This window comes from Bradyrhizobium viridifuturi (assembly GCF_001238275.1).
Classification (GTDB): Bacteria; Pseudomonadota; Alphaproteobacteria; order Rhizobiales; family Xanthobacteraceae; genus Bradyrhizobium; species Bradyrhizobium viridifuturi.
Genome location: NZ_LGTB01000031.1, coordinates 106,965 through 120,790, shown reverse-complemented (window position 1 = coordinate 120,790; position 13,826 = coordinate 106,965). Strand labels below are relative to the sequence as shown.

The 13,826-nt window shown below is 61.1% G+C and carries 13 protein-coding genes and 2 pseudogenes; 9 read left to right on the top strand and 6 right to left on the bottom strand.

The window, feature by feature from the left end; all coding sequences use genetic code 11:
* Both ALC15_RS46530 and ALC15_RS26500 read right to left on the bottom strand, forming a co-directional pair.
* Positions 1–236: pseudogene (locus ALC15_RS46530) on the bottom strand (hypothetical protein); the annotation flags it as partial.
* Positions 237–804: 568 nt separating this feature from the next.
* Positions 805–1,719 (bottom strand): LysR family transcriptional regulator, encoded by a 915-nt coding sequence (locus tag ALC15_RS26500; protein WP_063781877.1) that lies wholly within the window; start codon positions 1,717–1,719, stop codon positions 805–807.
* 372 nt (positions 1,720–2,091) lie between these two features.
* Here ALC15_RS26500 and ALC15_RS26495 point away from each other — a divergent pair, with 372 nt between their 5' ends.
* The 8 genes from ALC15_RS26495 to ALC15_RS26465 all read left to right on the top strand — a co-directional run bounded on the left by ALC15_RS26495 (position 2,092) and on the right by ALC15_RS26465 (position 8,993).
* Positions 2,092–2,565, top strand: a complete 474-nt coding sequence (locus ALC15_RS26495; RefSeq protein WP_157860944.1) for a flavin reductase family protein — start codon at positions 2,092–2,094, stop codon at positions 2,563–2,565.
* Positions 2,562–2,966, top strand: a complete 405-nt coding sequence (locus tag ALC15_RS26490; RefSeq protein ID WP_050629801.1) for a nuclear transport factor 2 family protein — start codon at positions 2,562–2,564, stop codon at positions 2,964–2,966. The genes ALC15_RS26495 and ALC15_RS26490 overlap by 4 nt, the downstream gene beginning before the upstream one ends.
* 21 nt (positions 2,967–2,987) lie before the next feature.
* A complete protein-coding gene (locus tag ALC15_RS26485; protein ID WP_050629800.1) occupies positions 2,988–4,568 on the top strand; it encodes a 4-hydroxyphenylacetate 3-hydroxylase family protein in 1,581 nt (526 codons plus the stop codon).
* A gap of 74 nt (positions 4,569–4,642) precedes the next feature.
* A complete protein-coding gene (locus ALC15_RS43535; RefSeq protein ID WP_128089591.1) occupies positions 4,643–4,957 on the top strand; it encodes a hypothetical protein in 315 nt (104 codons plus the stop codon).
* A gap of 30 nt (positions 4,958–4,987) precedes the next feature.
* Positions 4,988–5,851: an intradiol ring-cleavage dioxygenase gene (locus ALC15_RS26480; RefSeq protein ID WP_050629799.1), complete on the top strand. Its 864-nt coding sequence runs from the start codon at positions 4,988–4,990 to the stop codon at positions 5,849–5,851.
* 1,025 nt (positions 5,852–6,876) lie between these two features.
* Positions 6,877–7,755: a polysaccharide deacetylase family protein gene (locus ALC15_RS26475; RefSeq protein WP_050629798.1), complete on the top strand. Its 879-nt coding sequence runs from the start codon at positions 6,877–6,879 to the stop codon at positions 7,753–7,755.
* Between the two features lie 139 nt (positions 7,756–7,894).
* A complete protein-coding gene (locus tag ALC15_RS26470; RefSeq protein WP_050629797.1) occupies positions 7,895–8,620 on the top strand; it encodes an alpha/beta fold hydrolase in 726 nt (241 codons plus the stop codon).
* Between the two features lie 70 nt (positions 8,621–8,690).
* Positions 8,691–8,993: a hypothetical protein gene (locus tag ALC15_RS26465; RefSeq protein ID WP_050629796.1), complete on the top strand. Its 303-nt coding sequence runs from the start codon at positions 8,691–8,693 to the stop codon at positions 8,991–8,993.
* A 318-nt stretch (positions 8,994–9,311) separates the two neighbouring features.
* Here ALC15_RS26465 and ALC15_RS26460 read toward each other — a convergent pair whose 3' ends face one another.
* Entirely contained in the window at positions 9,312–9,848 is a 537-nt protein-coding gene (locus tag ALC15_RS26460; RefSeq protein ID WP_050629795.1) for a carboxymuconolactone decarboxylase family protein, read from the bottom strand.
* Between the two features lie 131 nt (positions 9,849–9,979).
* On the opposite strand from ALC15_RS26460, the gene ALC15_RS26455 reads away from it, so the two are divergent.
* Positions 9,980–10,963, top strand: coding sequence for an AraC family transcriptional regulator (locus ALC15_RS26455; RefSeq protein WP_050629794.1), 984 nt, complete (start codon positions 9,980–9,982; stop codon positions 10,961–10,963).
* A gap of 38 nt (positions 10,964–11,001) precedes the next feature.
* On the opposite strand, the gene ALC15_RS26450 is transcribed toward ALC15_RS26455, so the two are convergent.
* The 3 genes and pseudogenes from ALC15_RS26450 to ALC15_RS26440 form a co-directional block, all read right to left on the bottom strand.
* Complete coding sequence (locus tag ALC15_RS26450; protein ID WP_128089589.1) at positions 11,002–11,262, bottom strand: hypothetical protein; 261 nt, start codon at positions 11,260–11,262, stop codon at positions 11,002–11,004.
* 307 nt (positions 11,263–11,569) lie between these two features.
* A complete protein-coding gene (locus ALC15_RS26445) occupies positions 11,570–12,001 on the bottom strand; it encodes a VOC family protein (RefSeq protein ID WP_050629819.1) in 432 nt (143 codons plus the stop codon).
* Positions 12,002–12,028: 27 nt separating this feature from the next.
* Positions 12,029–13,791 (bottom strand): annotated as a pseudogene (locus tag ALC15_RS26440) (MOSC domain-containing protein).
* Between the last annotated feature and the right edge of the window lie 35 nt (positions 13,792–13,826).

Below are 13,826 nucleotides of genomic sequence, written 5' to 3'. Positions count from 1 at the left end.
GGGAACGACGGCGATTTGCCCTTTCGCCAGTCGTTTGAGAAAGGAAGAAGTCGTCGGTCAGATCGCGACCCGAACCGAATGTCGGTATTGGTAGTTGCCTCACGCCCGTCGGCGCTCGCACTCCCGCGCAGGTCCGGATTATCCCGCGGCTCGACCGGTGCATAGAACGCATCCATGTCCGACATGGATGATCTTGCGCCGGCGGAGCGGGCCCGATCCCTGATCGTCGTCTTCACCGGTCTCACAAATACAGGCCCGGCGGCGTTTCCTTCCTGGACCGGGACACTAAAATTCCCGGCGTCAATCCAGCTGCATGGCCTGTGCCGCCGGGCTCATCGCCTGCTGGCGAGGTGAACGTTCGAGTTTGTGCCTGGCTGGGGAGCGCCAATCGTGGCCCATACGGCAATGCCGATGACCAGCGCGATCAATACGGTCTTGGTAGCGATTTTATTGCCATTCATCCTGGCGACGCCTCACGCGCTCGGTCGGCAAATCTCAAAAGTACGCCGCCAGGCCCGAAATGGTTTGTCCCGGCGGCGCCCTGTTCTTCCAGCCTCTGGGCCCTGAAATCCCCAGCAACGACAATCTAGCACCGCCTGTGCCAAGCGGCTGTTACCTGCTTCACACAGTTGGAAGAAAGAGCTGGCGCCCAGGCCGGCACACTAGTTCCGCCTTGACGCCGGACATGCACCCAAGCCCGGCATTTACCTCCGCACCCCGTTGAAATCACATAAAATGCGACCGCCCTCCGAGCGCACCTCGTGCGAGATCATTCGCCATGCGGGATGTGAGCGCGGATGAGCCTCAATCCAGTTGCTGCGCGACGTTGAGCAGCTTCTCTCTGAGCCACTTGTGTCCTGGATCGGTCGTATGGCGTGGATGCCAGTACATGGCCTCGTGGATGTCCGGAACAGATATTGGGGACTCCAGTAGCTTGATGTCGATCGTGCCAATCAGTCTTCTGGCCGCCCGTTCCAGCACGAGGCTGACGAGCCGCGTCCCCTTGATAAGAAACGGGTTCAACAGAAAGCTTTCGACGGTCACCTCTATGCGCCGTTGCACGCCGGCATTGGCAAGATGTTGGTCGGCGAGGTTCAGCTGACGATCGTCTCCGATGCCGTAGACGAGATGCGGAAGTTCGAGAAACTGCGTCTCGGTCAACGTATCGCCGCTGACGTCGGGGTGATTTGCATCGACGGCGCAGAGCCAGCGATCGCTTAGCAGCGACGCTGACGGATAGTCGTTCGGTCCGAAGAGTTCGATCGGCTCGATGACAATGTCCGCCTGGTTCGTCTGCAGCACGCGCACGGCATCGCGAGCACGAGGCAGTAGATGAATTGTCACGTTTGGAGCCTCGTTGGAGATAATCCTCACGAGCGGCGTGAGCAGGACCAGCCCCGCATAGTCGGACGCACTGATCGAGAACGTCCGCGCATCGTTCGCCGGGTCAAATCCAGGACGACGCAGCAGCAGCTGTTCGACCTTGCTAAGCGATTCCTTCAGCGGGACGATGAGGTCCTCCGCATTTCGTGTGAGAGCCAGATCGCGTCCAACGCGCACCAGCAATGGGTCGTGGAAGACTTCGCGGAGTCGCGCGAGAGCCGCGCTCATCGCCGATTGGCTGAGACCGATGCGCTCGCCAGCCCGACTTACGTTGCGCTCGGTAAGGAGCGCGTCGAGTATCACGAGTAAGTTGAGGTCAATACTTCGGAGGTTCACCCCAGGTCTCCCGATGCATGCGACCTCGGACCGTAACAATTTGCCTCGCCATGCACTATCGGAATGAGCTCGTCCTTTGCGTATTTCGATCGGCGGAATCTCTCATGTTGCGGTTGCGAGATGTTGCCGTGCGATGTGCTGGGCTCTTGGCTTTCCAACGTCCCCTGAACGGCGCATGAGGCGGATGGATCGATCCGGCGGATAGCTGGAATATTTATTATCGATTAGACGTCGGCCAGGCGCGCCACTTAGCCTCTGTGACACGAATAAGTCGCTACGAGGCTTACCATGAAGAACAACTCGGGAATTGGAAACGATCGCGGAGTTCTGCCCTCGCTGACGACTGCGGATGCGGCGGCATTCCGGGCGGCGATGCGGCATTTCGTCGGAAGCGTGAGCGTCGTGACAACTTGGCATGGCGATAGACCCTGGGGCATGACGATCAGTTCGTTTACTTCAGTCTGCACCGAGCCGCCGACGATACTGATCTGCCTGAACAGCAAGACCGTGACCGCCGCGCACGTACGAGAAGGCGGGGGCTTCGCGGTGAACCTCCTCACGCAGGATCAGCTTCACCTTTCGGAGCTCTGCTCGCGTCCTAGCGTCGACAAATTCATTGACGAGCACGTTCTGCTATCGACCGACGTTTCCGGCGGAAAAGGACTTCCGCGGCTACGCGAGGCGTCGGTCGTGTTCGAATGTCGGACGGTCGAGCAACTCCTGGTCGGAAGCCATCGCATCGCCATCGCCGTGATCGAGAGCATTCACGCGCCGGCCGCCGGTCCGCCGTTACTCTACGGACAGGGACGCTACATGTATGGCGTCGATCTGGAGGCGCGCGCATGATGTCAGCATCAACCCCAAAGGAAGTCGTTACCGCGCTCTACGATGCCTACGGGAGGCGCGATCACCGCGCGATCCTCGCGCTCTATTGCGATGATGCGTCGCACGACGAAGTCGCGCAACTCAAGACAAAGCAGGGCTCCGCTGAGATCGCGGTGGGCATGCAGAAGCTGTTCAGCTGGCTTCCTGACGTCCGCTGGGAGGTGAAGTCCATGATTGTAGGAGGCGATGGAGTAGTTGCCGTCGCCTACGTCATGCATGCGACCGCGCCGCGGAAGAGCGGCACGACTGAGGCGAAGGTCATTTCGTTGCGCGGCGTCCAGTTGGTCCAAGTCGCGGACGGCCGGATACGCCACAGCGAAGATTACTGGGACGCAGCGACGTTCCAGCGGCAAGTTTCCTAAAAACATGACAAGGAGTGAGCTATGAGAACCGGTGCCGAGTATCTTCAGTCTCTACGAGACGGCCGTCGCGTCTACGTCGGTGGTGAGCTGATCGAGGACGTGACCACGCATCCCATGACGAAGGGGTATGCGAATGCCATCGCCGAATACTACGATCTTCATCTCGACCCGAAGCATCAAGACATTGCGACTTTCATCGATGAGGACGGCAAGCGCCAGTCGATGCACTGGTTCCTTCCGCGATCAAAGGAAGATGTGGTCAAACGCCGCCAGTACTGCGACTTCCTTTGCCGTCACTTCAAGGGCGGCATCTTCACACGGCCGCCGGCCGGCATGAATGTGGTTATGTTCACCCAGGTGGACGACCAGAGGCCTTGGTCGGAGAACTCGCGCTTCAGCGGCAAGAAGCGCGATCTCTCCGGAAATATTCAGCGTCAGTGGGAAGAGGTCACGGCTCAGGATCTGGCTATCTCGCCGATGTTCCTCGATGTCCAGTTCGATCGCGGCCGTGACAATGCGATGGCCGAGACGCCGATGCTGAAGATCATCGAAGAACGCGACGACGGCATCCTTGTCCGCGGCTGGAAGGCGATCGGTACGTCCGTTCCTTTCGTCAATCATCTTCTTATTGGAAACTTGTGGCGCCCCGGCCAGACCGCGGAGCAGACTGTCTACGCGCTCGTGCCGATCGCTACGAAAGGCATTTCGGTCGTGGCCCGCAAGTCGAACGCGCAGCCGGACGCAGATCCGTACGATCGCCCGTTGGCCACGATCGGTGACGAACTCGACGCGATGGTCTACTTCGACGACGTCCTCATTCCGTGGGACCGGGTGCAGCACGTTGGCAATCCTGACCACGCGAAATGGTATCCGCAACGGCAATTCGACTGGGTGCATCTCGAGACCCAGATCCGTCATTGTGTCCATGCCGAGCTGATGGTCGGTCTCGCTCTGCTCTTGACTCAATCGCTGGGCACCAGCACCAACCCGGTCGTCGCGGCGCAGCTCGCTGAGCTCATTCGCTTCCGCGAGACCTGCCGGGCCTTCATGATCGCCGCTGAAGAGACCGGATTCGCGACCCCCGGTGGATTGTTCAAGCCGAACAATATCTACATCGACTTCGGCCGCGCCTACTACCTCGAGAACCAGGCCAAGATGGTGAACACGCTGATCGACTTCTGCGGTCGCGGTGTCGTTATCCAACCGTCGAAGCGCGAGATGGAAGATCCATACATCGGTCCGAAGCTCGCCGAGGCCCTCCGCGGCGCGGAGATCAGCGCCTACGACCGCATCAAGATATTCCGCCAGATCAGCGAGCGATTCCTGAGCGAATGGGGCAACCGCCACGAGATGTTCGAAAAGTTCAACGGCACGCCTCTCTATCTCATCAACTTGCTGACGATGCAGCGCACCGAGTATCAGGTCGATGGACCGCTGACCGAGCTGGCGCGGCAGGTGCTCGGCTTCGGCGACACAGCGGAGCTAGGGAAGCGTGCGCAGGAAGCCGAGCAGAAGTCCCACTACGCCAGCGTCCGCTTCCAGCCTGACTACGCGAAAGCCCAGGATGTTAAGAAGTCCTACATGAACGACGCGGCCGGATAGGCGAAGCGTCACCCAAGATCGCGGAAGCCCCAGTGGGCTTTCGCGGTCTCTTCAGTGCCTTTCGAAGGTGAATCATGCCACGCTTCACGTTTTCCGGCGTGCCGACACGCGTGATTTTTGGTTCGCGGACAATCGTGTCGATTGGCAGCGAGGTTGAACGGCTTGATCGAAGGCATTCGTGGTTTGCAGCCCAGCAGCGTGAAGGCGGAATGCTGCGCGACCTTCTCGGTCGCTCCTGCAGCGACGTCTATTCGGGCGCCGTCCTGCACACTCCGACAAGCGAATCCTTACCCCTTCGACCACTCGTCGACCCGCGAGATACTGCGCGCGGCGTGTGGCGGTCGTCCGGCGAAGACAATCCGGGTGGACGATTACAGGATTTGGCGTGACTTCACCAAAGATGAATTGGATAGGGAACTATGCGAAACTTTGACGAGATCACGATCACTGACGCGGTCATCGACCGTCTTTCAGGTGCAAGCGACAGGCGAGCGGGCGAGGTCAGCGCCGCGTTGGTCCGGCATCTCCATGCATTCGTGAGGGAGGTGCGGCCGACCATCGAGGAATGGGAGCGGGGGATCGCGTTCCTGACCGATACAGGAAAGATGTGCACGAACACACGCCAAGAGTTCGTGCTTCTGTCGGATACGCTCGGCGTCTCGATGCTCGTGGATGCGATTAATCACGGAGCAGCCCAGGGAGTCACGGAGTCGACAGTGCTTGGACCCTTTTACGTGGAGGGACCACCCGAGAAAGGGTCCGGGGAAAATATCTCAGGCGGTCTCGTAGGTGACCCGCTCATCGTCACGGGAACAGTCAATGCTCCGGACGGCACGCCGATCAGGGGCGCCGTCGTCGATGTCTGGCATTCGGACGGCGATGGCTACTACGACGTCCAGCAATTCGAGGAGACTGGTAGCCTGGCCATGAGGGCCCGGTTCTCGACGGACGGAGATGGCAAGTTCAGTTTCTGGAGTATTAGGCCGGCGGCATATCCCATTCCTCACGACGGTCCTGTCGGAGCCATGCTGGAGAAGCAGGGACGGCATCCGTGGCGACCGGCGCACATCCACTTCATGATTTCGGCGCCTGGCTATCAAAAGCTGGTGACGCACGTGTTCGCCGAAGGTGACAAGTATCTCGACACCGACGTCGTCTTCGGCGTCAAGGACAGCCTGGTGCGCGAATTTATCGAGATGCCGGCGGGGCAGGCGCCGGACGGCCTTATCCAGAACTCGCCCTTTTTCCATCTGCACTACGACTTCGGTTTGCACTTATCTTGAGGCTCGACTTTCGATCAGTCGATGCGCACCGGATTGGGCACCAGCGATCAGCTCGTTCACTTTCCCTCAGTCAGGCGAACCCCGGGCAGAGCGCGATGCCTGCACAGCTTGCCGAAGCGATCCTTGACGTAGCCGACGCGAAGCTCGAGCACCTCGATGGTTGCGGTGCGCGCCGCGACGATCTTGCCCCGTCTGACTTTCTCCTTTGCGAGCCATTCACCGGTCCATTGCCGGAAAGCCGGGTGGCTGCCTGCCTGTGCCTATCGAGCTGCTTCTCGGTGCTCGGATCTTTGCCTTGCCGGCCGGCTGCGACTGCACGAGAACAAGCGGTGACGAACACCGACCTATGCGGAATGCCTATTTTTAAGGGATTCGAGCGCTTCGCGGACGGCCGCGGACGTCTGGGAAGAACGGGCGCGAACAGCCTGGTTGGTGCCCCTGGCCGATAATCGACTGGTCGTATAACCAATTGAATTTAAGTTGGTTTTTCGTTTTCGGTGGCTGCCGATGCCAGCAGAAATACCAACAAGCTGACGCACGGCATTCGTTAGAAAGAATTTTCACTAGCCTCCGCGACAGCGCGCAGGTTCCACGCCATTCAGATCTCCGCCATCGCTCGGGCCGGAATCGAGCCCGGCCCTGACTCGAAATCCCGATGGGATCGCCGAACAAGGTATCGCGAGGTCAGAGCGATTCCGTTGTCATAAGTGGTCATCCTGAGCCGCCGGCTCGGCTGGCGACGGGAAGTTCGTCGCGAGTCGCGGGCGCAGTATGAGCGGTTCGCCGGATGATTAATCATTCGATGCCTGTAACCAAACGGGCTGATGATCCGAACCTTCAATGGTGCCTGTCGGGGTCGGCGTCGCATTCGCGGCGTGGCCGGCAGGCTGGAAGCATGGCCATGGTTGGACTGACCGCTTCGCAGAAGGACATTTCGGAATCGAGGTTCATGACGTCCTTGGTTCGCGACTGGGTGTCGTCCTGCGACCGATGGGCGAGGCGGCTTCCCTAGGGGTGATCGACTGATGCAGACACAAACCAGACGCTACGAGTTCACGCCGATCGTCGATCGTCCGCTTGCGTCCTTTCCGAAAAAGGAACGCGTCGCGGTCGCAATCTACATCAATATAGAGCACTTTCCGGAGGATCGGCCTGGCCCGGCAATCGTGCCGCACACCACGCATTTTGCGCCGGACTCTCTCAACTATGGTTGGCGGGATTACGGGCAGCGCGTCGGCATTTGGCGGCTGATGGAGACGTTGGACAAGTATGGCTTGCCGGCAAGCGTGTGTCTCAATTCCGATGTTTGTCGGGAATATGCGCGGGTCGTTGAGGAAGGCTCGAAGCGCAAATGGGATTTCATGGGGCATGGACGAAACAACTCCGAGATCGTCAACGGGCTTTCGTTGGAGCAGGAGGCGGCGCTAATCGAGGACACGCTCACGGTCATCGCGGCGGCCACCGGTGAAAGGCCCAAGGGTTGGCTCAGCCCGTTCTTGACGGAGACGCACGCCACGCCGGATCTGCTCGCTGAGCGTGGTATCGAGTATCTGTGCGACTATACGTGCGATGACCTGCCCTTCCAGATGAAAGTGAAGAAGGGCTCCCTTCTGGGAATGCCGTACTCCGTTGAATGCAACGATCTTCCGTCGGTTCTGACGTTCGGTACGTCCGCTGAAGATTTTGGCCGGATGATACGCGACCAGTTCGACGTCCTCTACGAGGAGGGCGAACGGATTCCGAGGGTTCTTCCTATTGCCTTGCATCCCTTTATCACGGGGCAGGCGTTTCGGACGAAGCACCTGGCCGCAGCCCTCGCCTACATCTCGAGCCAAAAGGACGTGTGGCTGACGACCAGCGGCGAGATCAACAGGTGGTACCGGCAGTACCATTTGCCGAGCTAGCCCTGCCGGCATCATGCGGCTCTTTCCGGCACTACGATCTCAGATGCTGGTCCTGGCAGCTCCGGAGATTCGGTAGGCGCGGCTTTGCGCGCGTGTCAGCGAACCATCGCTTGCATAACTTTCATGAGTAGGAATCACGATGAATCCCGAAACACTCACGCCCACGATCGTGCTTGTGCACGGAGCCTTCGAAGACGGGTCGATCTGGAATAAAGTGATCGAGCGGCTCCAGCGCGCTGGCTATCCGGTCGTCGCATTCGCCAATCCGCTAATGGGCGTGGCGATCGACGCCGCCTACCTGCGCAGCGTGTTGGGCAGGATCCAGGGACCCGTGATCTTGGCGGCCCATTCCTACGGCGGAGCCGTCATCACCGAGGCCGGTACCGACCCCAAAGTCAAGGGCCTCGTTTATGCTGCCGCGGTGATGCCTGCGGCTGGAGAAGCTGCAAGCAATTTGCTCGAGCGGTTTCCCGGCAGCACATTCCCCGCGTCCGTCGAGGCGGTCACCTACTCTCTCCCTGACGGAACCAACGGTACGTACCTCCTTTATCAGAGCGACAAGTTCCACAGTAATGTCGCAGCCGATGTACCCGCGAGCGAGGCTGCCACGATGCTCGCCACCCAACGCCCGATGAACTTGGCAGCCCTGACCGAGACGCTGACATCCGCTGCATGGGTGAGCAAGCCGAGTTGGCAAATCAGGACTTTGCAGGATCTCGCGATTCCTCTGGCCGAACAGAAGTTCGAAGCCGATCGTGCAAAATCGCACGTCGTTGAGGTGAATGCATCGCATGCCGTCACTGTCTCCAACCCGGACGTCGTAGCTGACGTGATCGTACGGGCCGCCCGCGCGGCTGCGATGTAAAACAGCTTAAAGGTGGCAAATGACTAGAAACCCAAAGTGCTGGCAGGTCACGATTGCAGCCTTCGGCCTTATGCTGATCATCGACCCGACCAGTGCGTCCACGCGGCGACATAACCATGGGGTCTCGGGGATGATGCGGGGACCGTCAGAGCATGTGGACGACACGCCGAGCTACGACGATCCATCCAGGCTAGGTGGCCAGCCGGCGTATTCGCTATTGCCGGAGGTGCACGTTCAGCCGCATGGGCAATCGTTCGACCCCAACTCTGCAAGCGCGATGGCGGTTCACAGGCGCGGTATCGATCTGGACGAGATGCTGAAATTGCAGGATCAGGAGCTTGATCGAAAGCTGGTTATTTGCCGTCGCTGCTGATCGTTGGCCGCGCCAGGCATGGTTGCGCAGCCCATCCGATGGACCGAAATGCTCCGACGTGATCCGCGCCACGCCGGCCTGAACGCGCAGTTGCCGGCGAACTTGAAGTTCGCCGGCAACGCATCGTTCCCTCAGCAGAGGGCCGTCCAATGCCGGATCAGGCGAACCAGATCCTGTCGGAGAACAACATGATCACTATCGAGGCGTGAACGAGATGCCTAGTAAGCCGCGTCCGCGCGGACGAGGGGGTCTGACAAGAATTCGCGCTGGCTAACGCGGTCATGGTCGTGATCCCTGATCCGAGACGACATCGCCATGTTACGCGACCGCCGGAAAGTCGAGCTCGGTGTCGTTGATGCGGTTGAAGATATTGGTGAACGTGGTGGTGGCAAAGGCGAGGCTGATCTCGACGAGTTGTGCGTCGCTGTAACCGGCGGATTTGATCGCGTTGAAATCTTCTTCGCTGATCGTTCCGCTGGTCCGCGCGAGCTTGTCGACGAACGCGACCAGCACATCGCGCCGGGCATCGCCGGTCGGCAGACCCTCGCGGATTTGCCTCAGTACCTCCGGCGTAAGGCCGGCGAGCCTTCCAAGATGGCTGTGGGCGGCAACACAATAGTCACAACCGGCGGCCTCGCTGATGACGAGCTTGACGATCTCCTTGTCGGAGTTGGTCAGGCCGCCTGAGGCGAGCACGGTATCGGCAGCGAGGATGGACTTGAGCGCTGCGGGGCCATGGGCTGCGATGGCCGCGAAGGTATTCGGCACGCTGCCGATGGCCTTCTTGATCTGCGCATAGACTTTGCCGGAGGGGCCGGCGTCGGTTTCGAGATTTGGGACGGAAAGGCGGGACACGGCGGCACTCCTTGGTTGGAACGGTGGACGACTTGAGAGCAACGATATGATCGCCATATGAGAGTTTGAATGCCTGATAGGCTCGCATATATGCTCGTTCGTCTCACGAGGAGGCTTCGATAGAGGATGCAATGGATTGGCTGAGCCGGCTGTTCGAGATGATGCCGGTGCGCGGTCGCCTTGACCTGCGCTGCTCCTATGGTGCGCCCTGGCGGATCGAGCAGGGGCCGGGTGAGGCCAACGAAATCCCATACCATGCTGTGCTCGCAGGCTCGGCGATGCTCGACAATCCGGCGGGAGGCCGGCCGTTGCGACTGGAGGCCGGTGACATCCTGCTGCTGCCAGGCAACCCCCGGCATGTCATGCACGATGGCAGCGGCGCTGCGCCGCTGAAGGCGCACAACCGCGCGTCCCTCAACTTCACGATCAGTGAAAACCCCGGCTCGGACGCGCGGCTCGATCTGTTGTGCGGACATTTTTCGATTGCCCCGCCCCACGACCGGCTGCTGCGCAACTATCTGCCGCCGGTGCTGATCGCGCGGGCCGGCGCGCAGGCCGGAGAGGGGGACACGAAGGGGCAGCTCGCGGGCCTCGTTGCCTTGATGCGCGGTGAGACCGCGGGCGATCAGCTTGGTGGCCGCGCGATGCTGAACGCGTTATCGACGGCGATGTTCGCGCTCGTTCTGAGGCTCGCCAGCGAGACCGGGGACGCTCCACGCGGGCTGCTTGCGCTCGCGGGTCACCCGCGCCTTGCGCCGGTGGTCGCGGCCATGCTCGACGCGCCCGCGCGTGCGTGGACGCTGCCCGAACTCGCGCAGCTTGCCAATATGTCGCGCGCGACACTTGCCCGACAATTCCAGGAGAAGGTCGGACGTTCACCGAACGAACTTCTGACCGATATCCGCATGACGCTGGCAACGAATGAACTGAGGAAGCCATCGATCTCGACCGGAGCGGTTGCAGAATCCGTCGGCTATCAGTCGGAGGCGGCGTTCCAGCGGGCGTTCAAGAGCCACATGGGCATCACCCCTGCGCAATGGCGAAAGGCGGCGCAGGCACCTGCGGCGATTGACGAACTGGAACTCGCGAAGAGTATGGAAGCGATCTCGATCTGAGAATGCCTGGACCGGTGAACGAGAGGTGGCCGGGCCAATCAGCATCCGCGGCAGATGATGAGCTTGTGATCCAGCATCCGATCACGCTGCTGCTGGTCACGTTCCTGGGCCGACAGGACATCCGATTGCGGCACGTCGGCCCGGCTCGGCTGATGATGTCCGATCGGCGCGAGCCAAGGCAGGCGCGACCTCAGCTCGGCGGAAGCGAAGCGCTCGGCCGTCCGCGACGGCAGATTCGGGAGAGCATCGGGCGAGCTGCTCCGTTCGATGGCATGCGCGGGCAACAGCAGGCCGATCACCAGAAGGCCCGCAACGGCGGAACGGATCGAACGTGTCTGGCTCGAAAGGCGGGACATGGCGGTTCTCCATTGGTCGACGCTCGGGATGAGCGGCTCCGTTGGGGACCACGATAGTTGTGAACGCGTAAGCCTGAATGCCGCGCGATATCGAAGATATGCTCGCTCGTCTCACGGGTGTCGATGGAGGGGACGGGTCGGCCATGTCCAGTGTTGATGCGGCCTTGCGAGTCGCGGCGCGGACGCCGCGGCCTGTTGCACCGGCCTTTGCACTACCGGGCATGACGATGCCCGGACGCCGCCGCACGCTTCAAGCCGTGCGGTAGCCTCGTTCCTGGAGCACCCAGCTGTTTCCATCCGGGTCTGAAAAGTCGGCGAAGCTCGCGTAGTCCCCTCGCGCGGGATCGATGCCTGGGGCGAAGCGCCCATCCCACGCCGCGATCGGCGTCTTGTGCCTGATATCGCTCACCTGAACCCCACGTTCCAGCAGGCGATGTCGTGCGGCCTCGAGATCGGTGACGACGAGATAGGCATTCCGAAGCGATCCTGCGGATGCGTCGGTGATGCCTTCGCCGATCTGAATCGAGCAGCTCGAACCAGGGGGCGTGAGCTGCACCACACGGAAGGCGCCATTCGGCGAATAGTCGACGTCGAGTGCGAAGCCGACCTGATCGACATAGAAGCGCAGCGCGCGATCGACGTCTCGTACCGGAACGGTCAGCACTTCGATCGAAAACTTCATGATGGCCCCTGACTTCATCCCTGCGATCTACAAATCGATGACGATGTCTCGAACAGGCTGTGAGCAGCAAATCAGAAGATTCCCGTCGGCCGGCTGATCGAGCGGCAGCGGTGCATAGGCCACCGCGCCGGCAACCAGGCCGCTTTCGCAGTTATGACAGACGCCAGCCCGGCACGACCAGCGGACCGGAACGTCACACGCCTCGGCCAATTCCAGGATGCTCGCGTAAGTCGACGGTTCCCAATGGGCGGCGATACCGCTTCGCGCGAAGGATACCAGCGGGCCGCTGCCCGTCGCGTCCTTGGGCAGGTGCGGAGCTTGCATGGCCGCGCCGACGATGCCGGGCATCAATGAATCGCCGCCACTGAAGACTTCCGTATGAATGCGTTCCGGCATCATGCCGAACCCCGCGAGCGCTTGTTTCATGTCCGCCATGAAACGAGCTGGTCCACAGAGGTAGACATTCGCCTCGCGCGGGATGCCGATGTCCTGGAAGACCGGTTGCGACAGGTGGCCAGGAGCATCGAAATCCTCGCCGAGCTTGTCGCGCGAATCCGGTTTGCTGTAGCAGACAAAGCTGCGGCCCTGCGGGAGGGTGCGCATGAGGCGGCGCACTTCGTCCGCGAATGGATGATGCCGCCCGTCGCGCGCAGCATGCAGCCAGAAGACTTGCCGCGTCGAACGGGTCGCTGCCAGAGCGTGCAGCATGGCCAGAACGGGCGTGGCTCCGATCCCCGCGCTGACCAACACCACCGGCCGCTCGCCGGACTGAAGGGTAAAGCTTCCGCGCGGAGAACTCACCTCGAGAACATCGCCCGCGTGGATGTGCTCGCTCAGGTAATTCCCGGCCGCTCCATTCGGCTCGACCTTCACGCTAATCCGATACCTCGCTGTCGAGACGGGACCCGAGAGCGAGTAGCTGCGAATGAGCAGTGGACCATCGGTTCGCGGAAGGCGCAGGACCACGTACTGGCCGGGCAGAGATGGTGGCAGCGGCTCACGATCCGGATGCTGCAAGGAGAACGAGACGACGTCCAGGGCCTCCCGATCGATCGACGCAACCACGAGCGGACGAAATCCCGGAGCGGCCGGATGCGCTGCGGCTGCCGGAGCAAGGCCCGCGTTGCCGCTGCGCCGCGTGTCCGTTGTTTGGCTCTGAAGCAGCGCCTCAAACGAGGAGCGCCATCCCGACGAAAGCGGCCCGATCCGCAAGGCGCGCTCCAGCCGATCGCGCGGGTGATCGGATGAATAGAGCAGCGCGTTGATCTCGGCAACAGTCATTCGCTCGTCGCTTCGCCGACCTTCACGATTTCGTCGCCGGCGCCGACCTCGCCTTCGTTCAGGACGCGAAAGTAGAACCCTGGTTTTCCGCTCGACGTCAGCAGTGCCGGCATCCTCGGCTCGTTGGTCCGGACGCCGACGCGATAGCAGGTCACGCGCGGTTGGGTGACCTCGAACACGGCGCTGCCGATCTGATAGCGATCGCCTATGCAGACGGCATCGTCGGACAGTCCTTCGATTGTGAAATTCTCGCCGAACTGCCCGTGGACGAAATCGGTGCGGCCCAGCTGCATCTGCCAGTGGCGATATGCTTCAATCTGGTAGACGAAGACCGCGCGTTGCTCGCCTCCGTGGCCGCCCAGGTCGCCTTGACCATCTCCGTCCAGGTTCAATCGGCCGACCCGACAGCGGCCACGCACCGGATTTTTCCAGATCCCCGTGCGTATGGTACGATTCTTCCAGGCGATGTCGCGAGGAAGTCCGACATTCACGGACAGGAGTCGTGCCATGTGCCGCTCCATTTCGACCGATCCAGGTATCTTTC

Bases quoted from the DNA above. Each gene is read 5' to 3' on its own strand.
- ALC15_RS43535 (WP_128089591.1), top strand. From the start codon at position 4,643: ATGCCACGCTTCACGTTTTCCGGCGTGCCGACACGCGTGATTTTTGGT.
- ALC15_RS26475 (WP_050629798.1), top strand. From the start codon at position 6,877: ATGCAGACACAAACCAGACGCTACGAGTTCACGCCGATCGTCGATCGT.
- ALC15_RS26480 (WP_050629799.1), top strand. From the start codon at position 4,988: ATGCGAAACTTTGACGAGATCACGATCACTGACGCGGTCATCGACCGT.
- ALC15_RS26455 (WP_050629794.1), top strand. From the start codon at position 9,980: ATGGATTGGCTGAGCCGGCTGTTCGAGATGATGCCGGTGCGCGGTCGC.
- ALC15_RS26465 (WP_050629796.1), top strand. From the start codon at position 8,691: ATGCTGATCATCGACCCGACCAGTGCGTCCACGCGGCGACATAACCAT.
- ALC15_RS26445 (WP_050629819.1), bottom strand. From the start codon at position 12,001: ATGAAGTTTTCGATCGAAGTGCTGACCGTTCCGGTACGAGACGTCGAT.
- ALC15_RS26495 (WP_157860944.1), top strand. From the start codon at position 2,092: ATGCGGCATTTCGTCGGAAGCGTGAGCGTCGTGACAACTTGGCATGGC.
- ALC15_RS26490 (WP_050629801.1), top strand. From the start codon at position 2,562: ATGATGTCAGCATCAACCCCAAAGGAAGTCGTTACCGCGCTCTACGAT.
- ALC15_RS26470 (WP_050629797.1), top strand. From the start codon at position 7,895: ATGAATCCCGAAACACTCACGCCCACGATCGTGCTTGTGCACGGAGCC.
- ALC15_RS26485 (WP_050629800.1), top strand. From the start codon at position 2,988: ATGAGAACCGGTGCCGAGTATCTTCAGTCTCTACGAGACGGCCGTCGC.